Raw genomic sequence first — 12,480 nt, 5'->3', positions numbered from 1 at the left:
TTCAGCAGGTGTTTGAAACCTGCTGAATGAAGATAATAAAAATTCCTATCATCCTTCCCTTCATTGTACCGAAAGTTTAGGAGGACAGGAACTATTAACATAGTAGTGCCATTGATTTGTAAAATGCATCCAGCGCGACTAGCAAAACGCAGGAATATAATACCTCCCGCGGTTCACGAATCACGCATAAACGTTCGAAAAGCGCAAAAATCGGTTTATTCCCGCATAAAACGCTCGAAAAGCTTATAAATCAATTCATTCACGCATAATTCGCTAGAATCGCGCATAAATCCAATTTATCATGCATAACCGCTCGCTTAATCTTCCTCTTCCTCTTTGAAAATCGTACTGGATTCCTCTTCCACTTTCCGATCAAGCCGCTTCTCAAGCCACTTGCCCACGAGCCATAATAGAACGATGATCCCAATGACGATTCCTGTCCGCAATGGCTGTGTCAACAACGCCTTCAAATCATACCCGATGAAGCTGATCGTGAAAATCATGACGAACTTACCCGCCATCAAAATAATCAAATAGCTCTTCTTCTTCATATTCGACAAGCCCGCCACGAGATTCACCAAAGCGGAAGGCGTGAACGGAAAACAGATGAGTAAAAACAGCGGAGCGAAACCGTTCCGCTCAACCCAGCCGATCAGCTGCTGCACACGCTTATGCCTCGTCAAAAAACGCAAAAAACGGCTGCGCCCATACTTCCTGATGATTAAAAACACCACATACGAACCCGCAACAGTGCCCGCCCACGACAAAATGAACCCGAACCAAAGCCCATATGCGCCTGCATTCGCAAACACGAACACAAACAGCGGTAAAAATGGCAAAAACGACTCTATGAAAGGTAGCAGCAGACCGAAAAACGGCCCTAACGCCTTATAATGCCCTGATAACTCAATGATCTTATCTACATCCAGCCATTCATCCATATGCAACACCCTCGCCTATCAACAATCGACACTTCACATACTTCCTATATACTCTCGAATATTCCCTTTTCCCTTATAGAATAACACCAAAACATCAAAATATAGTATAATTTCAATCATACATACAAGAAAGACGTGACAGCTTAATGAAAAATCAATTCTTAGCGGGCTTGAAAGCGGGCCTCAGCATCGCCATCGGCTACTTCCCGATCGCGCTCACTTTCGGGCTGCTCGCCAAAACAACAGGCCTCTCCCTCATGGAGGCTACCGCCATGAGCATATTCGTCTACGCCGGAGCAGCCCAATACATATCGCTCAATCTGATTTCATTCGGTGTCGACCCAGTCACGATCGTGATCAATACATTCATCGTCAACATCCGCCACTTTCTAATGACGGCTTCGCTGAATGAAAAGATGCACCGCGCACCGAAATGGGTGAAAGCCATTTACTCATTCGGCATTACGGATGAATCGTTTTCCGTCCTGGCAACAGGAAAAGAAGAAAAAATCCCGACCGCCTACGCATTCGGAGTGACGATCATCGCCTACGGCAGCTGGGTCAGCTTCACAGCGGCCGGCCACGTCGTCGGTGCCAATCTGCCCGAGTTCCTGCAAGTCGCCATGTCCATTGCCCTGTACGCCATGTTCATCGGCCTGCTCGTTCCGGCTATGAAAGGGAACCGGAAAGTAATTATGCTCGCAGCACTCGCCGCAGCCATCCACTGCATCATCTATATCGGTGAACTGCTATCGACCGGTTGGGCCATCCTCGTCTCGACGCTCGGATCGGCGATACTTATCGAAGTCATCTTTGCACGGCGCAGTAAAAACGTTACCGCCCTGCAGAAAGAAATGGAGGAATCATAATGGGCCAGACCTATTGGTGGATGCTCTTCGGAATGGCGGTTGTCACGTACATCCCGCGAATGGTGCCCCTTACATTCCTCGACGGCAAAGAATTGCCGCCGATTGTCAGCGGCGTCCTCAGCAATATCCCATACGCCGTACTTGGGGCACTCATCTTCCCGGCAATCATCTTCGTTCAAGAAGGCAACATCCTATTCGGCATCATCGGTGCTGCAACCGCCTTCCTGATCGCTTTTCTCGGAGGCGGCGTCATGCCAGTCGTCCTCGGCACGATTGGTGTACTCGCCATTTACGGATTTTTTATGTAAGTACATCTTGGTGAGTGATCATAACTCCTTGCGAGTGATCATAAACCCTGGCAAGTGATCATAAACACCGGCGAGTGATCATAAACCTTCGTGAGTGATCATAAACCCTGGCGAGTGATCATAAATCCTCGCGAGTGATCATAAATCCTCCCGAGTGATCATAAATCCTCCCGAGTGATCATTAATACCACACAAACGGTAAAAAAAGGCCGCCCCATAACCGGAGCGGCCATTCCTCATTCATCCACTTCATTGCCTAACCTTCTCGCCTTCTTCACCATCCGCGTCGCGTACCAAAAACCGACAGTCAATGAAAGCGCATCCGCCGCGTACAGAATCCAGTTATGCGTATACCCTGCGTAAACCGACGCAGCGATGAGCGCAATCGTCAACGCGAGCCCGACGAAATGGTGGAATGTGACGCGTGTGAAAAACACGACGAGCAATCCCGGCAGGAACAAGGCTAGCATTAATTTCGTTTCCAATGTAGCGATATCCATTTTACACCAAACCTTCCGAATGAAAATCTGTGACATCCGCCGGAGGCTTAACTGAATTCAATTAACGGACAACGAGCAGCCCCAACCGGTGATGATCATGACGGTAGAGCACTTGTTGCATAAGCCGTACTTCACCGTCCCGGCCGATCACTTGCAGTCGGCAATGGGCGGCGTTCACTTGAATCGCATCATACAATTCCTTTTCATTCGAAACTTGGATGCCATTGACCTTCCGGATGCACTCCCCTGGAACCAACCCGAGTTTTTCACCCGGCGAGTCCGGTAAGATGCCTGCGATGATGACGCCAGCCGATTGAGGCGCCGCCGCAAATCCTCCTTTGCGCTCCCGTACAGCGACAAGGATCGATAGCACCAGCCTGCCGACAACGCCTATAAGCAGTGCTGCCCATCCAAGAATCGGCATCCACCATGCAAATGCACCGACGGCAATGACAACCGCACCAATGAATGTGATTGCTTGTCCAATTTTCGGGAATAGAACATCCGGAAAACTAGCTCTTGCGACTTGCGAAAATCCGATTATAATCGGCACAGGAAGGAAGCTGAACGCGGTAGCTCCTAACGTAAATTGAGGCCAATATGGCGCGATTCCCGACAGGAAATCCCCTGGCACGAGAAACAAAATCGGCAGCAGCCAGAGCCGCTTCGATTTAAATGCAGCCGCCCGCAATCCGCGGTTCGTCTTCGTCAAGAAAGGAGAGGCATAAGCGGCAGTATGACGACGGACGAGGAACCCTTCGACGATGAGGAAAATTCCCGCAATGACCGGGACCGTCAACGCCATGCCCCCGAACAGATCGACATCAGCTGGCGTCCACCCGCGATATGCAAAGTTGGGACCCCATTGCTGAAACGCATATAAGCCGAAAAATGCGATGGCCGCAAAATAAATCGGCGATGCTGCTAGATAATAAAATGAGATCATCGATAAAATAGCGACTGCAGAAAATAGCGCAATCCAGGTAATATCGACAGTGAAGCCGATTCCAGATATGAGGATTGAAACGATCAGCGCCGGTAGCCACGATTCAGCAAGCAGCCTTTTCATTTCTGTCAAGCCGGGGTGAAGTCGCACAAGGAAACTGCGCCGTTCCCGCTTCACCCGGAAGTACCCTAATCCGACCGCTGCCACTATGGCAATCAACCAAACTGGATTCAGGAAAAATAGTGCAATCGCTTGTAACAGATCCATTAGTACTTGTTCACTCATCAACCATCACCATCCTATCCCCGAAAACATGATTATTCCCTATTGTATCAAAAGAAACGCCTCACGTGTGAGACGGCCGATAAATTTTCTTTGAATTGAGTCTTCTTTGACAGGCAATTACTATTATTCTCAATAAAAACACTCCCTGCGAGTGCAGGGAGTTTGGAGTGTTTGACAGTAATTGAGCCTTTGCAAGATTAATTGAGCCCTTGTGCAATTTAATGAGCCCTTGCTGGAATAATTGAGCCTTTGCGAGATTAATTGAGCACTTGTTGGAATAAAGGAGCCCTTCCTAGTTCAGTCATTCAAAATATGATGCACATAGCCGATTGCCACTTGCAGCTGCGTGTCGTTCGCTTTGTCTTTACGATAGTCCTCAACCCGTTCGCGGATGGCGGCAAAGAATTTACGGTCCATAAGGCTCTCGGGGGATACTTTTGCATCGACCCGGAACTCGTGGACGGCAACCGCTGTCGATTCATCGAAGTAGCCGTCATCTCGTTCGAGTTTATAGCCGAGGCCGGTAAGGAGCCGTTGTCCATAAGCGATATCCTCATGGTAATCTCCGGTTGCGTAGACATCCGTGGAGAACCGGATATGCTCGGTGAATAGCTTGCTTTGCTCGGACTCCAGGTCGGCAGGGACGCCTTTGCCATGAATCCATGTCTCTTTCGGTGTCAACCATTTATGTGTGGATAACTTCATTTCGCCGCCGTTCGACAGCTCCATCGTATCTTGGACGGTCCCTTTTCCGAAACTGACCTGTCCGATAATGAAGCCTCTTCGCAAATCTTTCAATGCACCGCTCAACACTTCGCTCGCCGATGCGCTCCCTTTATCCTGAAGCAGGACGACAGGCATCTTTTTAAGTTTTTCATCAAACTTGAAGTTTTCGGAAGGTTCCACAACGAGTGGCGTCAATTCGCCTTTCACGTTTTGCATATAGGCAAAGACCGTATCTTCCTGCAATAAACTTCCGGCAACCTCACCGACGGCACGCAAATAACCGCCCGGATTGCCGCGCACATCGATCACAAGCGCCTCGGCGCCGCCTTTGATCAATTCATCGGTCGCCTTTTTCCATTCGGCCGCTGTTTCATCACCGAACATCGTCAACGCTATGTAACCGAATTTTGTGCCCCTTTCTTCCATCAACTCAGCTGACACCGTTTTTACCGGAATGACATCGCGCATCACTTTCAACTCAAGATGCTTGTTCAAGTCTGGCCTGTATATCGTCATTTCCAATGCAGTACCTTCCTTGCCACGGATTTTCCTGACGACATCTTGCAGCGTCAAGCCTCCGAGCGCTTCCCCGTTGATGCGGACGATTTCGTCATAAGGCTGCAGACCCGCTTTCTCAGCAGGGGACCCTTTGATTGGTGCAACAATGATATACCTGCCGCCTGACCTCGTGATTTCCGCACCGATGCCTACTTTTTCACCGGCTAATGACTCACGATGCGACTCCGCTTCCTCCTCGGATAGGTACGTGGAATATGGATCTCCGATGACATCCGCCATGCCGCGCAGCGCCCCTTCGATGAGCCTGTCCCCTTCGACCGGGTACACCGCTTTCTCCTGAATGATGCTATACGCTTCGTCAATGACCGGGAACGCCCCTTTCAAAGCCGAATCCGCCCTATTCCCTTTATCCGCTGAGCAGCCGTCCAACACTAAAAATACGCCTGCCGCCATTACCGCCAGTATCGCAAAAACTAAAAACCGGCTTCTGCGCATCGATAACATCCCTCCTCCGTCCACTATATGAACGAAATCGGTCTGTTACGACAACAGAAATCCGGCTTTTATAATCAATCAAGATCGTCGATTAGTGTTTTCAAGGTCGATTCATCCATCGGCCCTTTTACAATTTGGGAAATCGTTCCATCCGTGTTCAGCATATACGTTGTTGGGATTTGGAATACTTGATATTCCTCTCCGACGATTCCTGTTTCATCCAAAGGTATCTTGAACGTCAACCCGTATGATTCAATGAATTCTTGGACGACTTTCACGCCCCGGTTCTCGCTGCTCGTCAAATTGACAGCGACTATTTCCACATTATCTTCCTCTGCGGAATTCCGGTAGTAGTTTTGCATATGCGGCATTTCCGCCTTGCATGGCGGGCACCATGTTGCCCAGAAATTTAGGACGACTTTTTTCCCTTTCAGTTCGGACAATGTAAGTGTTTCACCGTCCAATGTAGCGAGTTCGAAGTCGGGCGGGATATTTCCAAAATCCAATCCGATTTCACCTTTCCCGGCAGCCCCGGCCCCGTCTTTCGGTTCGATCAGGACGCTCGATTTATCTATAGGATCTGCCTTCTTCACATTCTGGTTGACCATGATCACGACCATCGATCCGATGAGCAATGCAGCAATTATGTACCCGATCACTTTTTTATTCATCCTGCTTTACCCCCTTCCGTTTGTCCTATAGGTTCTTTCACGAACAATAAAGTGAAAAACAATCCAATCAATACTGTCACGAGCAGCGGTGGATTCATCAACCCTTTCGGCTGGATTACTGCAACAAAGACATGTGCCGCCATGAACAGCAAGGATAGCTGAACAATATGGCTTTCGCTCTGTTCGATGTTTTTCCAAATGAAAAATAGGAGACTCAGAAAGACGACAGCCGTTCCGACACGCGCGAACAGACTTCCTTCATTCAACAGTGCCATCATCACTTGGAATACGGCTTGGACGAATACGGCACCTATGAATAAGGCAACGAGCATATCCTTGTCAATCCGTTTCTTTTGCCAATCAAGCCATGTCCGGAACGCGACGAAAGACAATCCGAGGATGAACCCGATAATCCCTCCGTTGAAATAAAGAAGCGCGAACGGCGCATTGATGACAATCTTGAAATCGGTAATGATGACCGACAATTTCCAGATGATGATGACATAAAAAATAGTGTCTCCGAACCGATTTGCAGACTGCTTTTCAAACTTCAGCCGGACAGCAATATATGAAAGAATGAATGCAATGATGAGAGCGATCCACGTGGACGGCGCCGTGAAATTACCGATTAAAAACAATTTGGTGACAGTCATAAGAGTTTAACCCCTTTGATGTTTATATGGCTATGCTAAAGGAAAAACTTATACCGTGCGAGCATATTGCTTCCAGTATCGCGGATAAATAGAAAGACTTTGTGAAGTTTCACCAAATAAAAAAGGAACCGCAACTCCAACCGATTGACGATTGGGTGCAGTTCCTTAGAGTCTTACTTAAAAAGATACATATCGCAATGGATTCACAGCGCTTGGACCGGAAGCAGTCCAGTTCCCGATGTGCATTTCGAAATGCAAGTGTGGGCCCGTTGATGCTCCTGTATTGCCGATGGCTCCGATATATGAACCTTTGTCAACGACTTGTCCAGTGCTGACACTGATTTTCGATAGATGTGCATAGACCGTCGTGAAAATACCGCCGTCTGTTGAATGTGTAATCATAATGACATTCCCGAATCCGCCCATAGTTCCCGCATAGGAGACGACTCCGTCCCCAGCCGCCACGACCGGCGTTCCAATTGGTGCTGCAATGTCAGCACCACGGTGCTGACGCTTCGTGCCATAGATCGGGTGTATCCGCCAACCGAACGAAGAGGAATAAGTTCCATTCGCAGGTCTCGTCCAGAAACCATTTGAGACTTGCGGCAATGTGCCTGGTTTCTTTGCTTTTGCTGCTGCCTCTCTCGCTTTCCGTTTTCGTTCCGCTTCTTTACGGGCGATTTCCGCAATACGCTTCTGCTCGGCGACGATTTTCTTCTCCAACTGAGCATCCACTTCAATTGCTTCGTGGAATTCTTTCTCTAATTGTTTCTTTTCCCTTGAAAGCCTTTCCTGCTCCGCTTCCAATTGATCAATCACTCTATTTTTTTCATTTTTTCTAGCTTTTAAGTGCTCTTTCAGCTTTTCGAGTTTCGCCTTGTTTTCTCTCAGTTCTTTCAATTTCTTTTCAACAAGCGCCTTTTCAGCTTCGAGTTGCTCTATATCTTCCTGCTGTCTACGCATAATATCACGGTCTGCGTCCATCAGCGTTGTTACTGTGGAAAAACGGTCGATGAAATCAGCAAAACTGTTTGCCCCAAGCAGGACGTCTATGTAATTCACATCGTTGCCCTTCACTTGCATCGCTCGCACTCGTTCCCTAAGGACGACGTCTCGTTCAGCGATCTTGTTTTCAAGATCCTTGATAGATTCCTTCAATGCATCGATTTCTTCATTCGTTTTGTTGATCTTATCGATGACGCGGTTAATATTTGCATTGGCTTCTTCAATTTCTTTATTCAAGTCACTAATTTGCTTCAAAAACTTATCAATTTCGTTTTCAGTTTTCTTAATAGCATTATCTTTAGTTTCCATATTGGATTTCAGATTCTGCTTTTTCTGTTGGTTCTGCTTTTGTTCATTCTTCAAATCATTCAATGTGCTTGCCAAAGCCTCTGATTGACCTAGTACCGAGGTCATCAGGAAGACGATGACAAAACTTAATACAATCCATCTACGATTGTTCAACTTCTTATTTCCCCCTTTAAGCTACTGCTGCAGGTTGATTCGTTCACAATCAGGCTGTTGCCGGGGACTACAGCGTTCCCCTCTTTCGTGACAGCCTGTTAGACTCTAAGAAATTTGCGGACAGACATGAAACTGCCCCATACTCCGATAAACACGCCCATGAAAAGAAGCAGGCCATTCACCTGAAGAATAAAAGGTGTTGTATTCAATAATTGGAATAATTCGTTCTGCAATCTTGGCTGCCATTGTGTATACAGCTCGTAATACGAAACGGAAATGACGACCATCGGAATGATTGCTCCGAGTATGCCTAGCCAAACCCCTTCGAGTACGAACGGAATCCGTACGAAGCCATTCGTTGCACCTACTAGTTTCATAATCTCGATTTCTCGTCCTCTTGCAACAATTGTGAGACGAATCGTATTTGAAATTAAGAACATCGCAGTGAATAACAGTGCTAGAATAAGCACCAATCCAATGTTCCTACTCATATTGAGAACATTGAACAATTTCTCGATTTTCCCTTCACCGTAAACGACTTCGTATGTGTAGTCGTATGAATCGATCTTTTGAGCGACTTCAGCTGTCTCGTGTGGATTCTTCGCTTTCACATAGAGCGCGTCCCCTAATGGGTTGCTCTGCTTGTACAAGTTCAATTCATCCCCGAAGGATTTAATCATTTTTTCAAGTTCTTCGTCCTTTGTCGCATGGACGACTTCGCTTACACCTGGTGTATTCCGGACTTGCTCTTCCAACGTTTTCACAGCCTCGGCATCTGCAGCCGGTTCCGTGATGACTTTTATTTCCACATCATTCTCTAGATTATCTGCTAATTGGTTCAAGTTCATCATGATGACGATGAACACCCCGACGAGCAGAAGTGTGACGGTAACCGCACTGACAGAAGCGAACGTCATCCAGCTGTTCCGGCCGAGGCTTTTCAGGCTTTCTCTGACATGGCGCCCCATCGTCCTAGCTTTCATAACCGTATACTCCTTCATATTCATCTCTCGTGATCATCCCGCCATCGACGACGATGACCCGATGTCTGATTGTATTTACGATCTCTTTATTATGCGTGGCCATGACAATTGTCGTACCGCGCGCATTTATCTGTTCAAAAATCTTCATGATTTCCCAAGACGTATCGGGATCCAAGTTACCTGTCGGCTCGTCCGCTATGACGACCTTCGGGACATTGACGATCGATCTGGCAATGGAAACCCGCTGCTGCTCGCCGCCCGATAACTCATTCGGGAACATCCTCGCCTTTTGCGTCAATCCGACCAGCGCCAATACATCATTCACTTTTTTTCGGATTTGTTTCGGTGATTCCTCAATCACTTCAAGCGCGAAAGCGACATTCTCGTAAACATTCAATTTAGGAAGTAGTTTAAAGTCTTGGAACACGACGCCAATCTGCCTTCTCAAATAAGGGACTCTCTTACTCCTTAGCGTCGCAAGATTAATGCCGTCAATGATAATGTCGCCTTTTGTCGGGGATTCTTCGCGATACATCATTTTAATGAATGTCGATTTCCCCGCTCCGCTCGGCCCAACGACATAAACAAACTCGCCTCGACCGATTTCGACGTTGATGCCATTCGCAGCAACGACACCGTTCGGGTATTTCTTATAAACATCTTTCATCACAATCATGTAAAAACCACCTGAATCGTATTGTCTTCGTCATTTTTTGCCGACATATTTATTATAACATGTATAGGCTTGCTAAGTATTACAGATATGTTTCATTTGTCCTGAACGATTCAATAGTTATTTTGGGATGGCCGCAAATCGACATACTATGCGCCACGTTCCCTTTTTCACTATGAAACTGCTTGCATTTCATTTGATATAAACATTGGGATCGGTGTATGAAATGCGTTCCATTGTAATATCCATGCAATAGTCAAGGCTGTGTTTTCCATTTTAATCAACAAAAAAACGCAAGGCCCAAAATAGGAGCCTTTGCGTTTTTTACATTACTTATTTCTTTTCTGCAAGCCATTTAGTAACTGCATCCAATTCTTCTCCCTGGATCAAACCACCTGGCATGCCGTTCTGACCGTTTTGAATAATGTCGTGAATTTCCTCTTCGGAAAGCTCTGATCCGACGTTCGTCAATGCCGGAGCATTACCGCGTCCTTCAAGATTGCCTCCATGACAAGTCGCACAGTTGGCTTGGAAAACCTTGTCCTCATCTACCGCGGCTGTCTCACCGTTTCCATTGCCGTTGTCTTTTGCATTGTCTCCGCCGCCGCCACAAGCGCCAAGTACAAGCGCCGCGCCAAACATCATTGCTACAAGCTTGTTCTTCATGTAGTTTCCTCCTATCATTAGTTCTCTGCTACATCCCTTAGTATACCAAAGGACGAGGATTATACTCCGCAAGGGAAGGTGCCCATTTTTATCAAATTGATGACAAATTGGAAAGTTTTTCACCAAGCGGATCAATTCCATTTGCCTTTATCTTTTACTATAGACGTATATCGGAAATTCAAACCTTTTTGCTGCACATACTGGCGTGCTTCCGGTAAGTCATTAGTCCCAAAATGACAATATAAGTTGGGAAATGATCGATATCTTGCGGGAAATGATCGATAAGTCGGTGTAAATGATCGATATCCGCTAGGAAATGATTGATAAACTTTGGGAAATGAACGATAACCCGGACACGACATTTGTATCCGGCTGGATAAACGGAAAAAAGCGCACCGGAGTGCGCTTTTTCCAAATTCATTATGAAATTCTAGAACGTAAATAGGCGTTGATGAACATATCGATTTCCCCGTCCATGACGGCGCCCACGTTTCCTGATTCCTCGTTCGTACGATGGTCTTTCACCATGGAATATGGGTGGAATACGTATGAGCGGATTTGGCTTCCCCAACCGATTTCTTTTTGCTCGCCTCGGATTTCAAGGAGTCTTGCTTCTTCTTCCTCGAGTTTAATTTGAAGGATTTTCGCTTTCAATAAATTGAGAGCGCGTTCACGGTTTTTGATTTGCGACCGTTCTGTTTGGCACGTGACGATTGCGCCTGTCGGAATATGCGTCATCCGGACTGCTGAATCAGTCGTGTTGACGTGCTGCCCGCCTGCTCCACTTGAACGGTATGTGTCTACTTTAACGTCTTCCATTTTCAAATCAATATCGACGTCCCCGTCAAATTCTGGCATGACTTCAATAGAAGAAAATGATGTATGTCGTCTTCCTGATGAATCAAAAGGAGAAATACGGACAAGTCGATGTACACCTTTTTCCGCCTTCAAATAACCATATGCATTATGGCCTTTAATCGATAGTGTTACCGATTTGACGCCAGCCTCATCGCCCGCCTGGTAATCAAGCGTCTCGACTTTGAAGCCTTGGTGTTCAGCCCAACGAGTGTACATACGAAGCAGCATGGAAGCCCAGTCCTGGGATTCCGTTCCGCCTGCACCTGAGTGGATTTCCAGGATAGCATTGCTTTTATCGTATTCATCACTCAACAGCATTTGTAAATCAAAGTCATCCATTTTTTTCTTGAACTCTTTTAATTCGGCAAAGAGCTCTTCCTGCAATTCTTCATCGGCTTCTTCGCGAAGCAATTCCAATGTCATTTCGAGATTTTCCTGCGTGTCGTTGAGTTCGTTGAATTCACCGACTGTATCCTTCAATGCATTCGATTCCGAGATGACTTTTTGTGCGTTTTCCTGGTTATCCCAGAAGCCTGGCTCCAGCATCACTTCGTCCAGTTCCTGCATACGTGCCTCTTTGTTTTCTAAGTCAAAGAGACCCCCTGAAGTCCGCTAATTTCTTAGCTGTTTTGTCAAGCTCGTTGCGTACATCGGATAATTCCATCATAGTAGTTCCTCCTGAAAATAAAAAAATGGGTTTAGGTAACCTAACGGATATTCGCTCCAGGCGGACGCTTTCCGCGGGCGGTCCGTGAGCCTCCTCGTCGCAAGCGACTGCGGGGTCTCACCCGGACACGCTTTTCCCGCCGGAGTCGCCGCCTTCCGCTCCTATCCTAAGCGTGCGATAATACATTACAATGGCCATTGTAATGTAGATAAAATGAAACTTCCATCATTAAATGCGGGATCCACCCGCGTTT

13 protein-coding genes are annotated in these 12,480 nt (G+C 46.9%); 2 read left to right on the top strand and 11 right to left on the bottom strand.

The window, feature by feature from the left end:
- Positions 1-317: 317 nt before the first annotated feature.
- Complete coding sequence (locus tag M3152_RS04270) at positions 318-941, bottom strand: TVP38/TMEM64 family protein (RefSeq protein ID WP_251693954.1); 624 nt, start codon at positions 939-941, stop codon at positions 318-320.
- Positions 942-1,087: 146 nt separating this feature from the next.
- On the opposite strand from M3152_RS04270, the gene M3152_RS04265 reads away from it, so the two are divergent.
- Positions 1,088-1,810: an AzlC family ABC transporter permease gene (locus tag M3152_RS04265; protein ID WP_251693953.1), complete on the top strand. Its 723-nt coding sequence runs from the start codon at positions 1,088-1,090 to the stop codon at positions 1,808-1,810.
- Positions 1,810-2,118: an AzlD domain-containing protein gene (locus M3152_RS04260; RefSeq protein WP_251693952.1), complete on the top strand. Its 309-nt coding sequence runs from the start codon at positions 1,810-1,812 to the stop codon at positions 2,116-2,118. Before M3152_RS04265 ends, M3152_RS04260 begins: the two co-directional genes overlap by 1 nt.
- A gap of 236 nt (positions 2,119-2,354) precedes the next feature.
- Here the strand turns inward: M3152_RS04260 and M3152_RS04255 are convergent, their stop codons facing one another.
- The 10 genes from M3152_RS04255 to prfB all read right to left on the bottom strand — a co-directional run bounded on the left by M3152_RS04255 (position 2,355) and on the right by prfB (position 12,224).
- Positions 2,355-2,618, bottom strand: a complete 264-nt coding sequence (locus M3152_RS04255; protein ID WP_285846923.1) for a CsbA family protein — start codon at positions 2,616-2,618, stop codon at positions 2,355-2,357.
- Between the two features lie 61 nt (positions 2,619-2,679).
- Positions 2,680-3,849, bottom strand: coding sequence for a PDZ domain-containing protein (locus tag M3152_RS04250; RefSeq protein ID WP_251693951.1), 1,170 nt, complete (start codon positions 3,847-3,849; stop codon positions 2,680-2,682).
- A 297-nt stretch (positions 3,850-4,146) separates the two neighbouring features.
- The gene (locus M3152_RS04245) at positions 4,147-5,589 is read right to left on the bottom strand and encodes a S41 family peptidase (protein ID WP_251693950.1); all 1,443 of its coding nucleotides are present in this window, start codon (positions 5,587-5,589) and stop codon (positions 4,147-4,149) included.
- Between the two features lie 74 nt (positions 5,590-5,663).
- The gene (locus M3152_RS04240; RefSeq protein WP_251693949.1) at positions 5,664-6,260 is read right to left on the bottom strand and encodes a peroxiredoxin family protein; all 597 of its coding nucleotides are present in this window, start codon (positions 6,258-6,260) and stop codon (positions 5,664-5,666) included.
- Positions 6,257-6,913 carry a hypothetical protein gene (locus M3152_RS04235; protein ID WP_251693948.1) on the bottom strand — a complete coding sequence of 219 codons (657 nt, stop codon included), beginning with the start codon at positions 6,911-6,913 and terminating at the stop codon, positions 6,257-6,259. Before M3152_RS04235 ends, M3152_RS04240 begins: the two co-directional genes overlap by 4 nt.
- A gap of 177 nt (positions 6,914-7,090) precedes the next feature.
- Complete coding sequence (locus M3152_RS04230) at positions 7,091-8,380, bottom strand: murein hydrolase activator EnvC family protein (RefSeq protein WP_251693947.1); 1,290 nt, start codon at positions 8,378-8,380, stop codon at positions 7,091-7,093.
- 98 nt (positions 8,381-8,478) lie between these two features.
- Positions 8,479-9,363 (bottom strand): permease-like cell division protein FtsX, encoded by an 885-nt coding sequence (gene ftsX / locus M3152_RS04225; protein WP_251693946.1) that lies wholly within the window; start codon positions 9,361-9,363, stop codon positions 8,479-8,481.
- Entirely contained in the window at positions 9,353-10,039 is a 687-nt protein-coding gene (ftsE, locus tag M3152_RS04220) for a cell division ATP-binding protein FtsE (protein WP_251693945.1), read from the bottom strand. Before ftsE ends, ftsX begins: the two co-directional genes overlap by 11 nt.
- Before the next feature lie 330 nt (positions 10,040-10,369).
- Positions 10,370-10,702, bottom strand: a complete 333-nt coding sequence (gene cccB, locus M3152_RS04215) for a cytochrome c551 (protein WP_251693944.1) — start codon at positions 10,700-10,702, stop codon at positions 10,370-10,372.
- A 420-nt stretch (positions 10,703-11,122) separates the two neighbouring features.
- Positions 11,123-12,224 (bottom strand): peptide chain release factor 2 gene (gene prfB, locus M3152_RS04210; protein ID WP_251695241.1). Its coding sequence is split into 2 segments (ribosomal slippage): positions 11,123-12,151 and positions 12,153-12,224, totalling 1,101 coding nucleotides; the frame shifts between segments, so codons are not numbered across the junction.
- Between the last annotated feature and the right edge of the window lie 256 nt (positions 12,225-12,480).

Origin of the sequence: Sporosarcina luteola, from assembly GCF_023715245.1 — a bacterium.
In the GTDB taxonomy this organism is placed as follows: domain Bacteria; phylum Bacillota; class Bacilli; order Bacillales_A; family Planococcaceae; genus Sporosarcina; species Sporosarcina luteola_C.
Note: the sequence above shows the minus strand (reverse complement) of the source record. Positions and strands in the feature narration are given on the sequence as shown.

Coding starts and splice junctions, on each gene's coding strand:
- M3152_RS04260 (WP_251693952.1), top strand. CDS start 1,810: ATGGGCCAGACCTATTGGTGGATGCTCTTCGGAATGGCGGTTGTCACG.
- M3152_RS04240 (WP_251693949.1), bottom strand. CDS start 6,260: ATGAATAAAAAAGTGATCGGGTACATAATTGCTGCATTGCTCATCGGA.
- ftsE (WP_251693945.1), bottom strand. CDS start 10,039: ATGATTGTGATGAAAGATGTTTATAAGAAATACCCGAACGGTGTCGTT.
- M3152_RS04265 (WP_251693953.1), top strand. CDS start 1,088: ATGAAAAATCAATTCTTAGCGGGCTTGAAAGCGGGCCTCAGCATCGCC.
- cccB (WP_251693944.1), bottom strand. CDS start 10,702: ATGAAGAACAAGCTTGTAGCAATGATGTTTGGCGCGGCGCTTGTACTT.
- M3152_RS04245 (WP_251693950.1), bottom strand. CDS start 5,589: ATGCGCAGAAGCCGGTTTTTAGTTTTTGCGATACTGGCGGTAATGGCG.
- M3152_RS04250 (WP_251693951.1), bottom strand. CDS start 3,849: ATGAGTGAACAAGTACTAATGGATCTGTTACAAGCGATTGCACTATTT.
- M3152_RS04235 (WP_251693948.1), bottom strand. CDS start 6,913: ATGACTGTCACCAAATTGTTTTTAATCGGTAATTTCACGGCGCCGTCC.
- M3152_RS04255 (WP_285846923.1), bottom strand. CDS start 2,618: ATGGATATCGCTACATTGGAAACGAAATTAATGCTAGCCTTGTTCCTG.
- ftsX (WP_251693946.1), bottom strand. CDS start 9,363: ATGAAAGCTAGGACGATGGGGCGCCATGTCAGAGAAAGCCTGAAAAGC.
- M3152_RS04270 (WP_251693954.1), bottom strand. CDS start 941: ATGGATGAATGGCTGGATGTAGATAAGATCATTGAGTTATCAGGGCAT.